Source organism: Massilia solisilvae (genome assembly GCF_024753215.1).
GTDB classification, from domain to species: Bacteria; Pseudomonadota; Gammaproteobacteria; order Burkholderiales; family Burkholderiaceae_D; genus Telluria; species Telluria solisilvae.
Genome location: NZ_JANUGV010000006.1, coordinates 275,661 through 294,906 on the forward strand (window position 1 = coordinate 275,661; position 19,246 = coordinate 294,906).

At 61.8% G+C, this 19,246-nt stretch carries 18 protein-coding genes and 1 pseudogene; 11 read left to right on the forward strand and 8 right to left on the reverse strand.

Annotation, left to right across the window (positions count from 1 at the left end):
- Positions 1–58: 58 nt before the first annotated feature.
- Complete coding sequence (locus tag NX773_RS19510) at positions 59–1,759, reverse strand: DNA cytosine methyltransferase (protein WP_258857951.1); 1,701 nt, start codon at positions 1,757–1,759, stop codon at positions 59–61.
- Between the two features lie 43 nt (positions 1,760–1,802).
- Between NX773_RS19510 and NX773_RS19515 the strand changes: the two genes are divergently transcribed.
- Complete coding sequence (locus NX773_RS19515) at positions 1,803–2,222, forward strand: very short patch repair endonuclease (RefSeq protein WP_258857952.1); 420 nt, start codon at positions 1,803–1,805, stop codon at positions 2,220–2,222.
- Between the two features lie 108 nt (positions 2,223–2,330).
- On the opposite strand, the pseudogene NX773_RS19520 reads toward NX773_RS19515, so the two are convergent.
- Positions 2,331–2,514, reverse strand: a pseudogene (locus tag NX773_RS19520) (hypothetical protein); the annotation flags it as partial.
- A gap of 241 nt (positions 2,515–2,755) precedes the next feature.
- Here NX773_RS19520 and NX773_RS23685 point away from each other — a divergent pair.
- Both NX773_RS23685 and NX773_RS19530 read left to right on the forward strand, forming a co-directional pair.
- Entirely contained in the window at positions 2,756–3,367 is a 612-nt protein-coding gene (locus NX773_RS23685; RefSeq protein ID WP_258857953.1) for a hypothetical protein, read from the forward strand.
- A 2-nt stretch (positions 3,368–3,369) separates the two neighbouring features.
- Positions 3,370–3,678: a hypothetical protein gene (locus tag NX773_RS19530; protein WP_258857954.1), complete on the forward strand. Its 309-nt coding sequence runs from the start codon at positions 3,370–3,372 to the stop codon at positions 3,676–3,678.
- Positions 3,679–3,770: 92 nt separating this feature from the next.
- On the opposite strand, the gene gyrB is transcribed toward NX773_RS19530, so the two are convergent.
- The 3 genes from gyrB to dnaA form a co-directional block, all read right to left on the reverse strand.
- A complete protein-coding gene (gene gyrB / locus NX773_RS19535; RefSeq protein ID WP_258857955.1) occupies positions 3,771–6,272 on the reverse strand; it encodes a DNA topoisomerase (ATP-hydrolyzing) subunit B in 2,502 nt (833 codons plus the stop codon).
- Between the two features lie 166 nt (positions 6,273–6,438).
- Positions 6,439–7,545: a DNA polymerase III subunit beta gene (gene dnaN, locus NX773_RS19540; protein WP_258857956.1), complete on the reverse strand. Its 1,107-nt coding sequence runs from the start codon at positions 7,543–7,545 to the stop codon at positions 6,439–6,441.
- A 190-nt stretch (positions 7,546–7,735) separates the two neighbouring features.
- Positions 7,736–9,118, reverse strand: a complete 1,383-nt coding sequence (gene dnaA, locus NX773_RS19545; RefSeq protein WP_258857957.1) for a chromosomal replication initiator protein DnaA — start codon at positions 9,116–9,118, stop codon at positions 7,736–7,738.
- A gap of 498 nt (positions 9,119–9,616) precedes the next feature.
- On the opposite strand from dnaA, the gene rpmH reads away from it, so the two are divergent.
- Genes rpmH through yidC form a run of 4 tightly spaced genes read left to right on the forward strand, consistent with a single transcriptional unit; the run spans position 9,617 to position 12,100 of the window.
- A complete protein-coding gene (rpmH, locus tag NX773_RS19550) occupies positions 9,617–9,751 on the forward strand; it encodes a 50S ribosomal protein L34 (protein ID WP_040378179.1) in 135 nt (44 codons plus the stop codon).
- Between the two features lie 33 nt (positions 9,752–9,784).
- Positions 9,785–10,177: a ribonuclease P protein component gene (rnpA, locus tag NX773_RS19555; RefSeq protein ID WP_258857958.1), complete on the forward strand. Its 393-nt coding sequence runs from the start codon at positions 9,785–9,787 to the stop codon at positions 10,175–10,177.
- Positions 10,174–10,431, forward strand: coding sequence for a membrane protein insertion efficiency factor YidD (yidD, locus tag NX773_RS19560; protein WP_258824311.1), 258 nt, complete (start codon positions 10,174–10,176; stop codon positions 10,429–10,431). The genes rnpA and yidD overlap by 4 nt, the downstream gene beginning before the upstream one ends.
- Positions 10,432–10,441: 10 nt before the next feature.
- Positions 10,442–12,100: a membrane protein insertase YidC gene (gene yidC / locus NX773_RS19565; protein ID WP_258857959.1), complete on the forward strand. Its 1,659-nt coding sequence runs from the start codon at positions 10,442–10,444 to the stop codon at positions 12,098–12,100.
- A gap of 257 nt (positions 12,101–12,357) precedes the next feature.
- Here the strand turns inward: yidC and NX773_RS19570 are convergent, their stop codons facing one another.
- Positions 12,358–13,818 (reverse strand): sulfatase-like hydrolase/transferase, encoded by a 1,461-nt coding sequence (locus NX773_RS19570; protein ID WP_258857960.1) that lies wholly within the window; start codon positions 13,816–13,818, stop codon positions 12,358–12,360.
- Positions 13,819–13,991: 173 nt separating this feature from the next.
- On the opposite strand from NX773_RS19570, the gene mnmE reads away from it, so the two are divergent.
- Positions 13,992–15,371, forward strand: coding sequence for a tRNA uridine-5-carboxymethylaminomethyl(34) synthesis GTPase MnmE (gene mnmE, locus NX773_RS19575; protein ID WP_258857961.1), 1,380 nt, complete (start codon positions 13,992–13,994; stop codon positions 15,369–15,371).
- Positions 15,372–15,455: 84 nt separating this feature from the next.
- A complete protein-coding gene (locus NX773_RS19580) occupies positions 15,456–16,016 on the forward strand; it encodes a DUF1439 domain-containing protein (protein ID WP_258857962.1) in 561 nt (186 codons plus the stop codon).
- Here the strand turns inward: NX773_RS19580 and NX773_RS19585 are convergent.
- On the reverse strand, positions 15,912–16,649 hold the full coding sequence (locus NX773_RS19585; RefSeq protein WP_258857963.1) for a hypothetical protein: 738 nt from the start codon (positions 16,647–16,649) through the stop codon (positions 15,912–15,914). The genes NX773_RS19580 and NX773_RS19585 overlap by 105 nt on opposite strands.
- Positions 16,650–16,988: 339 nt before the next feature.
- Here NX773_RS19585 and NX773_RS19590 point away from each other — a divergent pair, with 339 nt between their 5' ends.
- The gene (locus NX773_RS19590) at positions 16,989–17,195 is read left to right on the forward strand and encodes a hypothetical protein (protein ID WP_258857964.1); all 207 of its coding nucleotides are present in this window, start codon (positions 16,989–16,991) and stop codon (positions 17,193–17,195) included.
- A 118-nt stretch (positions 17,196–17,313) separates the two neighbouring features.
- On the opposite strand, the gene NX773_RS19595 is transcribed toward NX773_RS19590, so the two are convergent.
- Entirely contained in the window at positions 17,314–18,240 is a 927-nt protein-coding gene (locus tag NX773_RS19595) for a CAP domain-containing protein (protein ID WP_307728697.1), read from the reverse strand.
- Positions 18,241–18,388: 148 nt separating this feature from the next.
- Here NX773_RS19595 and pssA point away from each other — a divergent pair, with 148 nt between their 5' ends.
- A complete protein-coding gene (pssA, locus tag NX773_RS19600) occupies positions 18,389–19,168 on the forward strand; it encodes a CDP-diacylglycerol--serine O-phosphatidyltransferase (RefSeq protein ID WP_258857966.1) in 780 nt (259 codons plus the stop codon).
- Positions 19,169–19,246: the final 78 nt, after the last annotated feature.

Sequence of the window (19,246 nt, forward strand, 5' to 3'; positions counted from 1 at the left end):
AGCACTGAGGCTATCGCTCTTGCAGCTTACTTTGGGGAGTATGCCGCCTGCATGTGCATCAAGATTCTTGCAGCGCTGCTCGCGTTGCTTTTGGAACAGAGACTTCCACTTCAATTTCTCTCGGAGGAAAAGTTATATCGGATGGAGCGCTCAACCGCGGGGGCTGTTTGGAAACTTCAATAGCCGCAGAAACCTTCAATAATGAGTGGACGATCTCGCCAATCCGCTTCGCAAGCAGGGGCGGGACAGCGTTCCCGACTTGGTGGAACTGCTCCGTCCTGTTCCCCATAAAGAAATAATTGTCAGGAAAGGTTTGAAGCCGAGCCGCCTCCCGTACAGTTAAGCTTCTGCACTGTAGCGGATCCGGATGAATGAAGTAATGCCCGTCTTTTGAAATGTGGCTGGTCACAGTTGTTGCAGGCCGCCCTACCAGCTGAACACGGAAGCGATCTGAGAATTTGCCGCTTTCCCAATTTTCGTGGTTTGGTCTCAGCCCCTGCAAGAAAAACTCGTCATGGCCTTTTGGCGATCGCCCAAATGCCTTTGCGAACGCGGACGCGTACGCATATCGGCGAAGGTCTCCGGACATATGCCCGCGAGCTTCATGATTCAGCCACACGGAGAGTTTGGGGTCGTGGTACCACTCGGCGAGCTGGTGCGAATCAACGGTGTCCTTGCCATGTTTGGGCAGCTGTCTACCACCTGTCCCGAGCCCCAAGGGCACCTCCCGTGATGAATCCACGAGTATCCGGTAGAGCTCATCCAAATTCTTAAAGCCCTTTATCTCCTTCGCCATCTCACTGAAGTGATTCCTTACTAAATAAGCCCAGTTTTCGTCTGAATCTGGGTCTCTGCTTAGTTTGCTGCGCAGGCGTGGAAGTGAGCTTATAACACTACCGACGGTCATCGGTGTCAACAACGGGATAGTCTTCGGCAACCGCCCGATGTCTTCTCTGACGCCGAGTAAGATAACTCGGTGCCGTGCTTGCGGAACTCCATGATTTTCGGCTCTTACAACAAAGTCGCGTACATCGATCTTGCTCGGGTCGTCTCCCCTTGAGAAGGACGTGTTGTGGCTTATCGAGTGAATTCGATAGCCATGTCCAGAGGCAGCCATGCCAGTGGCTCGGTCAGGATCAGACAGATCTCTTAGAATGGATTCGAAAATTCTGTTTTCGCCGACACGCGCCGAGAGAATTCCCTTGACGTTCTCCATAACAAAGACCGCCGGCTTGTACTTCTGAATGATTCTGAGGTATTCCTTGTAGAGAAAATGCCGATGGTCATCTTCCGCTTTGTACTCGGCATTGCCCCGGTTGCGTGAGCGACCAACAAGCGAATATGCTTGGCAGGGTGGGCCGCCGATCAGGACCCATGGGGAATTCGGGCCCAAGCCGTGCATGTTGATGCGGCGATCAAGCTTGTCGTTATCATTTGGGTTCCCTAGCTCCAACTGGCATGCCTCTTCCCCAGAGGCGGCCCATGCCTCCCGCGTCGTGTTGTCATAAGCCAGATCAGATTTTCCGTTGCAAAAACTATAGTAGGAGCCCAAGGCACTTCCGCCTTGACGCTTCAGCAAGCGATAGAAAGCTCGGAGACGAAGTGTACTGCGCGCCGCAGAATTCATCTCTGCCGATACAATGATCCTAAAGGGGTCGCTTTCCACTGACGAGAACCCTTCACCCAGGCCGCCCGGACCCGCAAAGAGGTCGACAATAGGGATGTGATCTGAAAATGGCGGTTGCGCTGTAATAACCAATTTTTGTCTCGAGTAGAAACTTCGGTTTAGGATACCAGGAAAGATGGACGTAGTCGATCCAGCCAAGCGATCGCAGATGATGGCTGGTATCCGGTCCAAGAATACGCTACCAGAGATGGTGGTGCGCAGGTTCTTGCATGCGCGGGGCTTCCGCTATCGCTTGCATGCTCGCAACCTGCCCGGATCGCCAGATTTGGCTTTGTCAAAATACAAAGTCGCAATATTCGTTCACGGTTGCTTTTGGCACCGCCATCCTTCTTGCAAATATGCGACCACTCCTTCTTCTAACACAGAACGATGGCTGCATAAATTCAGACAGAACGTTGCACGCGATACGCGAGACATGGCAGCTTTGAGCGCGTTCGGTTGGAGAGTGATTACGGTCTGGGAATGTGAACTACGAAGAGAGGGGGAAAACAGGTTGGAGCGCCTTATTGCCGAAATACAGCGTAGTTCGCCCTAACGGTTTCAATGATTCGATAATGACGGCCGCATATTGCGGCCGTCTCGCGTAAAATCTGCTCGTTTCAGTGACCCTGCTTATACACACACGAGGCTCGGGCCAGCAACATTATACGTCGATATTCCCCGCCTGTAGCGCATTGGTCTCATTGAAGTTCCTCCGCGGCTCCACCTCATCGCCCATGAGCGTGGTGAAAATCTGGTCCGCCGCGATGGCATCTTCGATCTGCACCTTCAGCAAGCGATGAACGGGTCGGATCCATCGTCGTCACCCACAGCTGCTCCGGATTCATGAGCGTGGCGATCAGGGGGTGATCTGCCCCGACGACAGCATCTTCTCGAAGCGCGCCTTTTTCACGTTCAGCACCTTGCCGCGCACTGGCAGGACGGCCTGGAATGGCGTTGTGGCACTTGTTGGTGGATCTGTTCGCTCGCTGACTTAGTTCAATTCTCGCCTTTGGTTTCCCTGATCAAATAACGGCTTAGTTCGCAGGACTTGATTCCTGTCGATGACCTGTACCGCGAGGAGAGACGATGACGAAAGCCGGAGCACTCCGACTAGGTGAGCAGAAGGAGCTGAGTGGACGAGCTTGGACCGGTCGCTTCCCAGGGAGCAATTCATTACGCGATCTTAAAATGCCGTTCCGGGACAGCGTTCGAGCCTTTATTGACGCCTTGCGTAGCGCGAACGCGACTGTGAAAATTGCGGCCACGTTCAGGCCGCCCGAGCGGGCATACCTGATGCATTGGTCCTGGCGCATTGTGAAGCAGGGGTTTGATCCGTCAAAGGTGCCATCAATGCCGGGTATAGAAATTGAGTGGGCACATAACGGGACCGACGGTAAGTACTCGCGGGAGGCTTCCGTTGCTGCTGCAAGCGAGATGGTGCATGGCTTCGAGATAGATCATTTAGGGGTGGCTCCTGCATTGGCGTCCCGTCATACCAGCGGCTTCGGGATCGACATGAGAATCAGCTGGATAGGGCACCTATCCATCGTCGATGCAGACGGGGATACCGTTGAAATAGTGCACTGGCCCCACACCGGTCTTAACCCGACTTTGCAGGAAGTTGGTGCAAGCTACGGGGTGATCAAATACAACCGAAGCGGGCGTGACGATCCACACTGGTCCGATAACGGAGCATAACCATGATCCGTAAAATTTTCTTTGCGTGTTCTTTGATGCTGGCACTGGACTTGCGCGCGACCGAAGCGTTCCCGCGCGATGTACAGAAGTTCATCGATGACCGGGAGGGCTGTGATCACATGCGCGGTGAAGAACCGGAGCCGGGTGATCGACAGCGTGCGAGAGAACTAAAACGCGAAATGGACCGGCTGTGCAAAGGTACGGATCGAAAACTTGCACAGCTAAAGAAGAAATATGCCGCGAGCGCAATCGTTATGAAACGGTTAGGCGAGTTCGACCCACAGATCGAAGCGGCTGTACCTGAAAAGTAGCGATGGTACCGAACGATTGTTAGCGAGGCTGTGAGGCCAAAAAAAACCACGCGACGAGGCGTGGTTTTCTGTTGTGGCGCGCTCTCGGACGTCTAAACGTCGATATTCCCCGCCTGCAGCGCATTCGTCTCAATGAAGTTCCTCCGCGGCTCCACCTCATCGCCCATGAGCGTGGTGAAGATCTGGTCCGCCGCAATCGCGTCCTCGATCTGCACCTTCAGCAAGCGACGAACAGTCGGATCCATCGTCGTCTCCCACAGCTGCTCCGGATTCATCTCCCCCAGCCCTTTGTAGCGCTGCTTCGACACACCACGTTCCGCTTCATCGCGCAGCCACTGCATCGCCTGGTGGAAGTCGACAACCGCCGATTCCTTCATCTTCTCGCCTTCGCCGCGGCGGATGATGGCGCCTTCGCCCATCAGCCCCTTGAAGGTCGATGCCGAATTGGACAGCACGCCGTAATCCGCGCCGGCCACGAAATCCGAATCGATCGAGGTCACCTGCACGTTACCGTGGCGCATGCGCTCGATGCGCAGCGAGTGCTTCTCCGACAGGTCGTCCGAGCGCACGGTCACCTTCACCGCCGGGTCCTTGATGGCCGCCTGCATCGCCTTGGCCGATTCCTCTGCCGCCGCCAGGGACGTCAGGTCCAGCTTCACGCCGCCGGCCACAATCGCGGTCAGCGCGGCGCGGTCGATCACGCGGGTCAGGCGCATCATGATCGCGTTGGCCAGGTTGTACTGGCGCACCAGCTCGGTCAGCGCTTCGCCGGTGATCGGCTCGGCGCCGTCGCGCGGGATCAAGGAGGCGCCGTTCAGCGCCACGTTCATCATGTAGCTCGCTTCCTCCACGTCGTCCTTCAGGTAGCGCTCGTCGCGGCCGGCCTTCACCTTGTACAGCGGCGGCTGCGCAATGTACACGTGGCCGCGCTCCACCAGCTGCGGCATCTGGCGGTAGAACAGCGTCAGCAGCAGCGTGCGGATGTGCGCGCCGTCCACGTCCGCGTCGGTCATGATGATGATGCGGTGGTAGCGCAGCTTGTCCACGTTGAATTCGTCCGGGCCGATCGAGGTGCCGAGCGTGGCGATCAGCGTGGTGATCTGCTCCGACGACAGCATCTTTTCGAAGCGCGCCTTCTCCACGTTCAGCACCTTGCCGCGCAGCGGCAGGATGGCCTGGAACTTGCGGTCGCGGCCTTGCTTGGCCGAGCCGCCTGCCGAGTCACCCTCCACGATGTACAGCTCGCACAGCGCCGGGTCGCGTTCCTGGCAGTCCGCCAGCTTCGACGACAGGCCCAGGCCGTCCATCACGCCCTTGCGGCGGGTCAGGTCGCGCGCCTTGCGCGCCGCTTCGCGCGCACGCGCTGCTTCCACGATCTTGCCGCAGATGATCTTGGCGTCGTTCGGCTTTTCCATCAGGAAGTCGGTGAGCGTCTTGGCGACGATTTCCTCGACCGGGCCGCGCACTTCCGACGACACCAGCTTGTCCTTCGTCTGCGACGAGAACTTCGGCTCCGGCACCTTCACCGACAGCACGCAGGTCAGGCCTTCGCGCATGTCGTCGCCCGAGATCTCGACCTTGGCCTTCTTGGCGAAGTCGTTCTCGTCGATGTATTTGTTGATCACGCGCGTCATTGCCGCGCGCAGGCCGGTCAGGTGGGTGCCGCCGTCGCGCTGCGGGATGTTGTTGGTGAAGCACAGCACCTGCTCGTTGTAGGAGTCGTTCCACTGCATCGACACGTCCACCGAGATGTTGGTGCCGTTATCCGACACGCGCTCGCCGGTGGCCTGGAAGATGGTCGGGTGCAGCACCGTCTTGGCGCGGTTGATGTATTCGACGAAGCCGCGCGTGCCGCCTTCGAACGCGAACACTTCTTCCTTGCCGGTGCGCTGGTCCGACAGCTTGATGTTCACGCCATTGTTCAGGAACGAAAGTTCGCGGATGCGCTTGGACAGAATCTCGTAGTGGAATTCGACGGTGCCAAAGATGTCCTCGTCGGCCCAGAAGTGCACCTCGGTGCCGCGCTTGTCGGTGTCGCCGATCACCTTCAGCGGGGAGACCTCGAAGCCGTCCACGATTTCGATCAGGCGGTCCTGCGGCACGCCGCGCACGAATTCCATCTGGTGGATCTTGCCGTGCTGGCGCACGGTCACGCGCAGCAGCTTGGACAGCGCGTTCACGCACGACACGCCCACGCCGTGCAGGCCGCCGGACACTTTGTAAGCGTTCTGGTTGAACTTGCCGCCGGCGTGCAGCTCGGTCAGGGCGATCTCGGTTGCCGAGCGCTTCGGCTCGTGCTTGTCATCCATCTTGACGCCGGTCGGGATGCCGCGGCCGTTGTCGGTGATCGAGATCGAGTTGTCGGAGTGGATCGTGACCTGGATCTCGGAGCAGTAGCCGGCCAGCGCCTCGTCGATCGAGTTGTCCAGCACCTCGAACACCAGGTGGTGCAGGCCGGTGCCGTCGGACGTGTCGCCAATGTACATGCCCGGACGCTTGCGCACGGCCTCCAGGCCTTCCAGGATTTGAATCGAGGCTGCGCCGTATTCGTCCGCTTTCGCGGCGGCTTGGATTGCTTCAGTGTTCTCGGACATGACTGCTTTCTCTTAAAACTGTGTTCGGGCCGATGCTTTTGGCCATAGCCCCTGGCCTAAAAACCGTCGTTCCCGCGCAGGCGGGAACCCAGGTGTTTGCGTGCGGGACGCTCAGCATGGGTCCCCGCCTTCGCGGGGGGACGACGGCAGAGGGAGAGGTATTCTCTTAAATCCGCATCGGCATGACGACGTACTTGAAGTCGCCGTTATCAGGAATCGAAATCAGCGCCGACGAGTTCGAGTCGCCCAGCGCGATGTTCACCTGCTCGCATTTCAGGTTGTTGAGCACGTCGAGCAGGTAGGTGACGTTGAAACCGATGTCGATCTTGTCGCCGCCGTAGTCGATTTCCAGTTCTTCCACCGCCTCTTCCTGGTCGGCATTGGTCGAGCTGATCTTCATGATGCCCGGCTCGATCATGCAGCGCACGCCCTTGAACTTGTCGCTGGTCATGATCGCGGCGCGCTGCAGCGAACGCAGCAGCTCGTCACGGCTGATCGTGAAGTCGTTCTTGTAGCCCTTCGGGATCACGCGCGTGTAGTCGGGGAACTTGCCTTCGACCAGCTTGGACACCAGCTCGATGTCGGCGAAGGTCAGCTTCACCTGCGAAGCAGCGATGTCCAGCTGAACCGGATCGTCGTTCTCTTCCAGCAGGCGCTGCAGTTCGATGATGGTCTTGCGCGGGATGATCACTTCCTGGCGCTCGAACGACTGCTCGGTCTCGACCTGGCAGAAGGCCAGACGGTGGCCGTCGGTGGCGACCGCGATCACGTGCGAGCCGTCCAGCACCAGCAGCAGGCCGTTCAGGTAGTAGCGGATGTCCTGCTGCGCCATGGAGAAGTGCACCATGTTGAACAGGTGCTTGAGGGTCTTCTGCGGCAGGGTCACGCTGGCGTTGTAGCTGTCGGCCACCGAGACGGTCGGAAACTCTTCCGCGGCAAGGGTCTGCAGCGCGAAGCGCGACTTGCCGCTTTGCACCGTCAGGCGCTTGTTCAGCAGGGTCAGCGACACGTCGCCCGACTCCGGCAGCGCGCGCAGGATGTCCAGCAGCTTGCGCGCCGCTACCGTGGTGCCGGTCACTTCGGCGCCCGAGCCGATCGCCGCGTGCGTCGTGATCTGCACCTCGGTGTCGGTCGACAGGAAAGACACGTTCTCGCCGTCCTTGCGGATGAGGATATTGGCCAGAATCGGCATCGTGTGCCGACGCTCGACAATACCACTCACGATTTGCAGTGGCCGGAGCAGCGTGTCTCGGGTAGTTTTGACCAGTTGCATAGGTATCCCTCAGGTATGTATTTATAAAAACTGTCTTTCCAGCACTATTTTGCCAGAATTCTCCTACAGCAATCACCGTAGGGTGGGCAGGTCTCCTGCCCACGCGTTCAATCCCAGCGTGAGGCGCCGTGACAGCGCCAAAGCAGGTTGAACGCGTGGGCGGGAAACCCGCCCACCCTACGATCCGCCATCAGCCCTTCAGCGTCTGCTCCAGCACGTGCAGCTCGTGGTTCACCTCCGGGCTTTTGGCCCGGTCCTGCGCAATCTTCCGTACCGCATGCAGCACGGTGGTGTGGTCGCGGCCTCCGAACAGTTCGCCGATCTCCGGCAGGCTCTTTTGCGTCAGCTCCTTGGCCAGGTACATCGCGATCTGGCGCGGCCGCGCGATGTTGGCCGGCCGGCGTTTGCTGTACATGTCCGCCACCTTGATGTTGAAGAAGTCCGCCACCGTCTTCTGGATGTTCTCCACGCTGATCTGGCGGTTCTGCACCGACAGCAGGTCCTTGAGCGCTTCCTTCACGATATCGATCGTGATCTCGCGGCCGTGGAAGCGCGAATACGCCAGGATCTTGCGCAGCGCGCCTTCCAGCTCGCGCACGTTCGAGCGCAGGTGCTTGGCCACGAAGAAGGCCACGTCGTCCGACAGCGTCACGCCGTCCGACTGCGCCTTCTTCAGCAGGATCGCCACCCGCATTTCCAGCTCCGGCGGCTCGATCGCCACCGTCAGGCCGGAGTCGAAGCGCGAGATCAGGCGGTCGTCCATGCCGGTGATCTCTTTCGGGTAGGTGTCGCTGGTGATGATGATCTGCTTCTTGGCCGCGATCAGCGCCTCGAACGCATAGAAGAACTCTTCCTGCGTCCGGCTCTTGCCGCCGAAGAACTGGATATCGTCGATCAGCAGCATGTCCAGCGAGTGATAGTAATGCTTGAAGTCGTCGAAGCCCTTGCGCTGGTAGGCCGTCACCACGTCGCGCACGTACTGCTCGGCGTGGATGTAGCGGATGCGCGCGCCCGGCTGGTCGGCCATCACCTGGTTGCCGATTGCGTGAATCAAGTGGGTCTTACCAAGGCCCACGCCGCCGTAGAAGAACAGCGGGTTGTAAGACACGCCCGGGTTGTTGGCCACCTGGATCGCGGCGGCGCGCGCCAGCTGGTTGGCCTTACCGGTCACGAAGCTGTCGAAGGTCAGGTCCGGGTTGATGCGGCTCTGCTCGCGTTTGGGCGAGTTGGCGATGTTCATGTTGTCCGGGCTCGACGAAATCATCGGCGCGGCCATGCCATTGCCGTTGACGGCGGGCGCCGGGGCGCTGGCGGCGCCCACCGGCTTCTTGTTCTTCGGGTCGAGCACGAACTGCACTTCGATCGGAGCTTCCCAGTACTGGCAGGCCAGGGCCGTGATCCGCGAGGCGAACTGCGACTTGACCATGTCGAGCTTGAAGCGGTTCGGCGCGGCGATGCGCAGTTTGCCGTCTTCGTAGTCGAGGGCGACCAGCGGCTTGATCCAGGCGCTGAATTGCTGCGGCGTCAGCTCGAGTTCAAGTTGCGCGGAACAGGTCTGCCAGAAATTTTCCATGAATGCCAGCTAATTGATACGTAACACGCTATTTTACCTGTACTGGCGGGAGTTATCCACAGGCAGCGTCGTGAATTTTTCACCGTTGCGGGCTTGACAGGGCGGCTCTGGCGGCGCTTCCTTCCCCCTCTATCCCCGGCGCCGTCGTCCCGGCGCAGGCCGGGACCCATAGACCGGGTGAGCTGTCGAAATGATGCGCCGCAGGCCCCGTAGCTCAGCATGGACCCCCGCCTTCGCCGGGGCGACAGTTTCACGCCAATACTGCCTCCCGCAACAACAGCGACCTTGACAGCTGGACGGAAAATGCTGTCTAATTCAGGGTTCCCCGTCCGTATGCCATGTCAGGTCGTCAACAGCGCCTGGCGATGTGAGCGGGCGAAACGAGTATCTGCTGTGGCGTGACGCTGGCTTAACTACTGCGATCCTGTCATTGGCGCCCGAAGCTGACGAGACGTCAGACCCGATTTTGCATATTAATTTGCTTTAAGCGAGACCACCATGAAACGTACTTACCAACCTTCCGTCGTCCGTCGCAAGCGCACGCACGGCTTCCGCGCACGCATGGCTACCCGTGGTGGCCGTCAAGTCCTGAACGCCCGTCGCGCCAAGGGCCGCAAGCGCCTGGCCGTATAAGGCCAGTCGCTCCTCGATCGATCGCGGTCGGCCATGACAGGCGAAGGGTTGCACGACTTCGCGCGCGTTCGGCGAATCGTTAAAACGGATGAGTTTTCATCCGTTTTTCGTTTGCGGCCGACGCAAAAAACGGCGCATTTCGTGCTCTATACCCGCCCCAACAGCCTGCCGCATGCGCGGCTGGGCATCGTCGCGGCCAAACGCTTTGCCCCGCGCGCGGTCACGCGCAACACCATCAAGCGCGTCACGCGCGAGCTGTTCCGCGTGACCGGGCTGCCGCCGCTGGACTGCATCGTGCGCCTGGCGCGCCCGGTCAACACCAAGTCCGGCCCGGCCACCACCAGCGCCCTGAAGGCCGAGCTGCGCTCCGAGCTGGAACGCCTGTTCGCCGCCCAGAAGGCGCGCGCCACGGCGGCCACCCCATGAGCCGCCTGCTCGTCTGGCTGGTGCGCGGCTACCAGTTGCTGGTCTCGCCCATGCTGGGCCAGAACTGCCGTTTCTACCCGACCTGTTCCAACTACGCGGTGGAAGCCCTGCGCACGCATGGCGCCGGCCGCGGGTCCTGGCTCGCGCTGCGTCGCGTGTGCCGCTGCCACCCCTGGAATCCGGGCGGCGTCGACCCTGTTCCGCCCGCGCGGCAGGACTCTCATCCAGCCGCTTGCGGTTGCAATCACCACTGAATGAAATCCAATGGAAATCAATAAACGTACCATCCTGTGGATCGTGTTCGCCGTCTCCCTGATCGTCCTGTGGAACGATTGGATGGTGTCGAACGGCAAGCAGTCGATGTTCTCGGCGACGCCGCCGGCCAAGGTCGCCACCAACGCGCCCGCCGCCAAGCCGGCCGGGTCCGATCTGCCGGCCGCGCCGCAGGCGAACGCCGTTCCGGGCACGCCGGCCGTGCCGGGCGCAGCAGCGCCGGTGAAGGCCGAGACCATCACCATCACCACCGACGTCGTCAAGGCCGACATCGACACCGCCGGTGGCGTGATCAAGCGCCTGGAGCTGCTCAAGTTCCGCGACCAGCAGGACCCGAGCAAGAACCAGGTGCTGTTCAACATCGCCGGCAACAACCTGTACGTGGCCCAGACTGGCCTGTTGGGCACCAGCCCGGCCGGCGCGCTGCCGAACCACGACACCGTGTTCACCGCCCGCCCGGGCGCGCGCGCGATCGACGGCAAGGACCAGGTGCAGCTCGTGCTCGACGCCGAGCAGGGCGGCGTCAAGCTGACCAAGACCTTCACCTTCAAGCGCGGCGACTACGTGATCGACATGCGCCACGACGTGAGCAACCTGACCCAGGCGCCGGTGAGCCCGTCGCTGTACCTGCAGCTGGAGCACGACGGCAACACGCCGGAAGGCAGCTCGTACTTCAACCGCACCTACATCACCCCGACCCTGTACACGCCGGAAGAGAAGTACCAGAAGCTGTCGTTCGAGAAGATCGAGAAGGGTGATGCCGAGTACGCGAAGAAATCGACCAGTGGCTGGATCGGCGTCTCGCAGCACTTCTTTGTGTCCGCGTTCGTCCCGCCTGAAAAGGTGAGCCGCACCATCGCCGCCGAGAAGAAGGGCACCAACCTGTACGCGATCAACACGGTGTACCCGCTGGGCACCGTGGCGCCGGGTGCCACCGTCTCGACCGACGTGCGCCTGTACGCTGGCCCGCAGGACGAGAAGGTGCTGGAGAAAGTGGCGCCGGGCCTGGAGCTGGTCAAGGACTACGGCTGGGCAACCATCATCGCCAAGCCGATCTTCTGGGGCATGGACATGATCCACAAGGTCCTGGGCAACTGGGGCTGGACCATCATCGCCTTCACCATCCTGATCAAGCTGCTGTTCTTCCCGCTGTCGGCGGCCGGCTACCGCAGCATGGCCAAGATGAAGACGCTCACGCCGAAGATGCAGGCGATCCGCGAGCGCTACAAGAACGACCCGGCCAAGATGAACCAGGCCACCATGGAGCTGTACAAGTCCGAGAAGATCAACCCGCTGGGCGGCTGCCTGCCGATCCTGGTGCAGATGCCGGTGTTCCTGGCGCTGTACTACGTGCTGCAGGCTTCGGTCGAACTGCGCGGCGCGCCGTGGGTGGGCTGGATCCATGACCTGACCCAGCCGGACCCGTGGTTCATCCTGCCGGTCATCTACGCGATCTCGATGTTCATCACGCAGAAGCTGAACCCGGCCCCGGCCGATCCGGTGCAGGCCAAGATGATGATGTTCATGCCGCTGGCGTTCTCGGTGATGTTCTTCTTCTTCCCGTCCGGCCTGGTGCTGTACTGGGTGGTGAACAACATCGTCTCGATCGGCCAGCAGTGGGTGATCACCAAGAAGCTGAACCCGCAATAAGCGAGCGCTTCTCACAGCAAAAAGCCCGTGCACTGCACGGGCTTTTTGTTTGGCGCTGTCCGCGCTAGGTGTGGACCTAAGCAAGTCGTCCCCGCGGAGGCGGGGACCCATACTGAGCACCCTGTCTCGCGGCACGATCGAGAGCCGCAGGGACGCAAACTCAGCATGGGTTCCCGCCTCCGCGGGAACGACGTATTAGTGTCAACACTTAACGCAGACGGCGCCTTTTCTTTTGGGGCAGGGGCAGGCGGCCTTGTTCAAGACTTCCACAGCCCCAGATACGTATCCGACCGATTGAGCAGGCTCTCGCGCATCTTAGAGAACCGATCCGGCTCGGGCTTCTTGTCATCCGCGCGCAAGCCGCCGATACCCAGCCCAAGCTGCCTGCCATGTGCGTCGAAGCCGATGAATTCGAGGACCGTCGGCAGCAGGTCGAAGTGCACGATCTCCTCGCGGTTCTTGTGCACCGGCTCGGACGAGATGAACTTGTTGAAGATATAGCGCTCCGGCAGCGTCTCCAGCCGGTCCGCCACCGGATTCTTGCGCGCCAGGTGGTCGCCCAGGATCACGACGTTCGTATCCTCCAGGTAGCCGCTTTGCTTGATGAAGGCCACGAAATCGGCGACCGATTGCGCCGTGCACTGGACCACGCCTTCGAATTGAGGCGTGCTCCCGGTATCGCAATGGCGTGACTGGAAGCCGTAGGGTTCGTGCGTATCGACCGTGAGTAGCGTCAGGTTGAACGGCTTGCCCGACCCGTGCAGCTGGCGCAGCTTGTCCCTGGCATGCGCGAACAGGTCCTCATCGTATAAGCCCCAACCGTTCATGGCGCGCGGGTCGGCGCCGCGCGCAATCCATTCTTCCTTGCCGTACGCCTCTTCGTAGTGATGGCTGCGCAGGAAATTGTCCTTGCCTGCGAATTTCAACGAGGCGCCGCCCATGAATACGTTGCGGTAACCGTTCTGTTGCAGCAGGTCGCTCAGGCAGGTTGCGTTGGGCAAGAAGTCGTCGATCACCTGGCCCTGCATGTTTACGTCGAACAGGCCGACCCGCTCCAGCGGCACCCCGCACTGGGTTGCGACCATTGCGGCGATGGTCCAGCCGGTGCCTGGCGCCTGCCGGTAGCGCGCGAAGCTCGTGCCTTCGAGCCTGGTCAGTGGGGCGATGCGGTCCTGGCCGAACAATGCGGGATCGGCATAGGCCGCTTCCAGGCTCTCGACATAGATCAGCACCAGGTTCCTCGGGCGCACGGCCCGCAGCTGCGCCGATTGCGGCGGCGCGTAGTGGCTACCGAAGTAGTCCTCACCGAAATTCTTGCCGATGTAACGCGCGGCCGAGGTGTCCACGAACCAGTACACAAGGGCGGCCGCCAGCAGCACGAGCGGCATCCGGGCGCCTGCGACGGCCCCGAGTTGCCGCAGGCGTGCCGGCACGCGCTCGCGCAGCGCGCCACGGTGTCCCAGCCGCTCGGCCAGCAAGGCGGCTGCGGCGAACACCAGCGGTGCGATCACGCACCAGCGCAGGAAGCGTTCGACCAGCACGGGATCGGAGGCCGCCAGTCCCTCGACGCCAAGGCCCGCGTGGTAGGCGATCTGGTCCAGGTCCGGCCGGCCGAAGTACTTGTTGATCCATAGCCCAAAGCAGATCAGGGCAAAGGCCAGGAAGTAGGTGAGGGCGCGCGCAGTGTGCAGCACGCCGGGCCGGCGCAGTAAAGACATAGCTGGGTAAGGTGTGGCAATAGATGCCGATGATTGTCAGCAATGCCAGCGTTAAGAAACGTTAACTGCCACAAGGGTTTGTATCCAGTTTGTTATTGCTGTGTAACTGCCGAGGGGGGATGCACTGGACTTCTGGTGCCACGTCCTGCGGGTAGATAAATTACAATCCCCCCATGAAACTCGACACCTCCCCCATCGCCGCCATCGCCACCGCCCCTGGACGCGGCGGCATCGGCGTCGTGCGCGCGTCCGGCAAGTCGCTGGCGCCGCTCATCGAAGCCCTGTTCCCCGGCGCCACGCTCGCGCCGCGCCATGCCACCTACATTCCGTTCAAGTCCGCCACCGGCGAGGTCATCGACCAGGGCATTGCGTTGTACTTCAAGGCGCCGCACTCGTACACTGGCGAAGACGTGCTCGAGCTGCAGGGCCACGGCGGCCCGGTCGTGCTGCAGATGCTGCTGGCGCGCGTGCTCGAAGCGGGCGTGGAGTCGGGCCTGCGCCTGGCCGAACCGGGCGAATTTACCCGCCGCGCTTTTCTCAACGACAAGCTCGACCTGGCCCAGGCCGAGGCGGTGGCCGACCTGATCGACGCCTCCACCGAGGCAGCCGCCAAGTCCGCCTCGCAATCGCTGTCCGGCGCGTTTTCGCAAGTGGTGCACAAGCTGGTGGACCAGACCATCAACCTGCGCATGCTGGTCGAAGCCACCCTCGACTTCCCGGAAGAGGAAATCGACTTCCTCGAAAAATCGAACGCCCGTGGCCAGCTGGCCGGGATCATCGAATCGCTGGACCACGTGTTCAAGCAGGCCGCCCAGGGCGCGCTGCTGCGCGAAGGGCTGAACGTGGTGCTGGTGGGGCAGCCCAACGTGGGCAAGTCCTCGCTGCTGAACGCGCTTGCCGGCGCCGAGGTGGCGATCGTCACCCCGATTGCGGGTACCACGCGCGACAAGGTGAGCGAGACGATCCAGATCGAAGGCATCCCGCTCAACATCATCGACACGGCCGGCATCCGCGCGATCGACGAAGGCATCGACGTGGTCGAGCGCATCGGCATCGAGCGCACCTGGGGCGAGGTCGGCAAGGCGGACGTGATCCTGCACTTGCTGGACGCGAGCAAGGGGCCGACGCGCGAGGACGAAGACATCGTGGCCGCGTTTCCCGCGGGCGTGCCGGTGGTGCGGATCTGGAACAAGATCGACCTGTCCGGCCATAAGGCGACGGTCGAGCAGACGCCGGACGCCACGCACATCTACCTGTCGGCGGCCGAGAAGGCAGGCATCGACCTGCTGCGCGCGGAATTGCTGCGAATCGCCGGCTGGCAGCAGACCGGCGAGTCGCTGTACCTGGCGCGCGAGCGCCACCTGATCGCGCTGCGCGAGGCGCGCAAGCACCTGGACCTGGCGGCCGCCCATGCCGCCCAGGACGACCAGTCGCTCGACCTGTTTGCCGAGGAATTGCGGCTGGCGCAGGACCAGCTGTCCAGCATTACGGGCCAGTTCACGCCGGATGACCTGCTTGGCGTGATTTTCAGCCGTTTTTGCATCGGCAAGTAAGGTAACAGGGTGTGACCGTGGCGTGCCGCGCGCGATGGATGTGCTAGCCTTCCCGCATTCGTCAGACCGACCAGTGGAGCGCAGATGGGAAACCGCAGATCTTTGTTGAAGGCAGTGGCTGCCATGACCACGGCGGCGGCGCTATCGTCCTGCGCCACCTTCGTCGGCCCGCGCCAGGTCGAGGTGCCGCTCTACAAGCTGCAGGCCGGACTGGACCGCCGCTTCCCGGTCGATAAGCGCATGCTCGAGCTGGTGGATGTGCATTTGTCGCGCCCGCAGCTGGCCATGCTGCCCGAGGCCGACCGCGTCGGCATTTCGATGGATGCCGAGATTGCGCCGCCGTTCCTCAAGCGCGCCTACACCGGCCGCGTGGCGTTTTCCGGCCGGCTGTATGTGGACCCGAACCGCGGCGCCGTGTTCATGACCGACCCGCGCGTGGATCGCTTTGCGCTGGACGGGGTGGACGCATCGTCCTCGCGCCAGTTCACCAAGATCGCCAACGTGGTCATGGACGAGGTGGTGCGCGACGTGCCCGTTTACTCATTCCGGATGGAAGACCTGCGCTACGCCGGCGTGCAGTTCGTCCCGACGCGCATTGCCACCTCGAGCTCCGGGCTGGTGGTGACGCTGGAGCCGGTGAAGTAACGTAGCAGGTCGCGATGCGTAGTGGGCGCTGGCCGGTGCAGCAGTCGGCTCGGCCGCCGCCGCGTTAAGCGAATTCACTGCAACATTGAGCATGATGCCGACGATAGCGATGGCGACCGCCAGGAAGGCGAGCGAGGTGCCGACCATCCACTTGATCAGCTCAACCACCTGGCCTTTTAGTTTCGCGTCCAGTTCGGCAAAGCGTGCGGTTATCTGTGCGTTTTGTTCGGCAAAGCGTGCGGTCATCTGTGAGTTTTGTTCGGCAAAGCGCGCGGTCATCTGTGAGCTTTGTTCGGCAAAGCGTGCGGTCATCTGTGCGCTTTGTTCGGTAAAGCGTGTGTTTATCTCTGCGCTTTGTTCGGCAAAACCTGTGTTTATCTCTGCGCTTTGTTCGGCAAAACGTGTGTTTCTCTCTGCGCTTTGTTCCGCAAGGCGCGCTTCCATCCACGATCGCTGTTCGGCGAACCGTGCGTTCGCCCAGTGATGTTGCTCGGCGAACCGGGCCTCCATCTTCGCATCCTGTTGGGCAAAGCGTACGTCGATCCGCGCTTGCTGGTCCGCAAAGCGCGCGTCGATCCACGACTTGATCGCATCAAGCTTGGTGTCCAGCTCCTGCCGAGTGATCTCGCCCATGTCCATATCATCGAGTGGTCATCAAGAGGTGTCAAACTGGCCGCGGCGAAGCGTGCGGAACGTGCGCGCCAATTATTAGCAATTCGTTATTATTTCCGCGGGTCGAATGCGTGCGGGAAGTGCCGAGCCCTGGCGTCTGTTGCGTGCTTGCTTCAACGCGACACTGTTGATAATGACAGCATTGCAGCGGCGTCGGCTTGAGCGCAAACTGAATCAGCTACAACTGCCGTGTGAGCACAGGTAGTGCGACCACGTCGCTTGAGCTTTCTCATGCCCGCGTTGTTCCACTGAAGTAATCTTGCTTTGTCACTTGACGTGTTGCCGGGTAGGGGGTGGACCTTGGAAACGATACAAGAAAGTTTGCCGGACAAGGGTATGGCGGTCGAGCCGCCGGTCGATGGCGCCGGACGTCCCCTTCCGTCGCGACTGAGCCTGCCCGCCAAGGGCTCGTGCTGGTACTGTGAAAAGCCGCTCGACAGCGTGCGCCGCTTCTGCGGCAAGACCTGCGCCGCAGCGTTCGACGAAGAAGCCGAGTTCACGCGCTGACCGGCGCAACCGGGGAGGCGGGCGGCTAGCCCGCTAAGGGGGCCATCGCCCCGGCGCCCTGTCCAGTTCCCTCCCGCCGCCAGCGCGGTGGCGAGCCCCCACCGCTACGCGCGGTCCCTTATTTGGTAGTGAAGGTCCAGGTGCGGCTGACCGGCGTGCCATCGACGGTGCCGGTAAAGCTCACGTCGTAGCTCGTGCCCGATGCCAGCCTGGCCAGCGGGACAATGGCCGCGGCCGAGCGCGGCGTCTCCGGATCGACATCCCTGGTGAGCAGGCGCACATTGAGGTCGGCGCTGGCGCCTTTCGGGCGCACGGTGAAGCTTTGCACGGTCAGCACCGCGTTGATGTTCGCGTGCACGCTGATCGGGTAGCCTACCTCGTTCACGTTCGGGACCGGGTCCGGCGACTCGTAGTCGCTGAAGAAGTTGGGGGTCACTTGCGTCTGGCCGCTGAACGGCCACACCACCACGCTGCCTGCGGGGACGCCCGGTCCGTAGCCGTTGTTGGCCGTGAAGTCGGCGGTGAAGTAGCTGTAACCGGCCGCGGTGGTGGCCGCGCCCGTGCCGATCTCCTTGAACACCGGCTCGAAGATCACGAAGCGGTGGTAGATCGCGGTGATCAGTTCCTCGGCCAGGTAGGCGCCGTTGGTGCTGGAGGTCGCCGAAATCACCTCGCCGTACGCGTGGTTGGCGTTGGCGAAGGTGTAGCCGGCGGCAGTCAGGCGGTCGAGCAGGGTGGCGCCGGTAAAGCCTTGCTTGCCGGGCGTCTGCCCGTGCGTGACCGTGTTGTTGGTGCGCTGGTATTCGGAGTGGCCGAGCGCGGCGACATCGATGATGGCGTTGCGCGTGAGCGTGGGCATGCCCACTTGCATGCGGCGGTAGTTGATCCAGTTGCGGCCGTCGGTGGCGATGTCGTTGGTGAGGGCGGGCGCTCCCTGCTCGACTGGCATCGGCGCCGCGCTGGCGGTCGCCGGGCTGTCCGAGCCGCCGCCGCCGCAGGCAACCAGCGCGCTGGCGGTTGCGCACACCGCTACGATAAGGCGCAAGCGACGCAGTCCGCTCATAGGATCCCCATGCATACTAGATAAACGAAAGCTTATTCTAGGCGAAATCGGGAATGGATGATTCCCGACAAGTGCGTAGCGAGTCCCCACGCGGCGGTAGAATAGGCATTTCATCAATCTTACCCTGACTGTGAACACGGAACGCCCACGCCGCCTCGCCCGAGCGAAGTTCGCCCTGCCCAGCTTTGTCACCCTGCTGTCGATCGCCTGCGGCTTCGCCAGCATCGTCATCTCGGTCGACAACGCGCCGGTGGGCGATCCGCATGAATACCGCCTGGCCGCGATCCTGCTGGTGCTGGCCGGCGTGTTCGACGCGCTTGACGGCTTCGTGGCGCGCGCCACCAACACGCAGTCCGAATTCGGGGTGCAGCTCGACTCGATAGCGGACGTGATGAATTTCGGCTGCGCTCCCGGCCTGCTGCTGTACTGCTACGGCTACGCGCAGATGGCGGCCCAGCACCCGACCCTGGTGCGCATGGGCGGGCTGGCGTGCTTTGTGTTCGTGGCCTGCGGCGCGCTGCGGCTGGCGCGCTTCAACATCAGCGTCGGCCGCACCGACCCGCGCTACTTCGTGGGCATGCCGATCACCGCAGGCGCGGCGTGTGTGGCCTCGGTGGTGGTCGCCTGGCCGGAGCCGCTGGTAACGCCCATGCAGGGCTTCCTGCTGATGGCGCTCATGATCGCGGTTGGCACGCTGATGGTCTCGACCCTGCGCTTTCCGAGTTCCAAGCAGCCGAAGAATGCAAAGCTGCTGGTCGCCCTGGCGGTGTGCCTGGTGCTGCTGGCGCTGCTGCGCACGCGCTTCTTTGCCTTGTTCTTCGTGATGTACGTGTCGGCCACGCTGCTGCTTAACATCGCGTGGCGCACCGGGTGGCGTGGCATCGCGCCACCGAAGGTCTACGAGGACTAACGCGAGCAGTCGTAGGGTGGGCAGATCCTGCCCACGCGTTCAGCCGGATCTTGCGTTGTCGCGACTGCTCCGCGGATC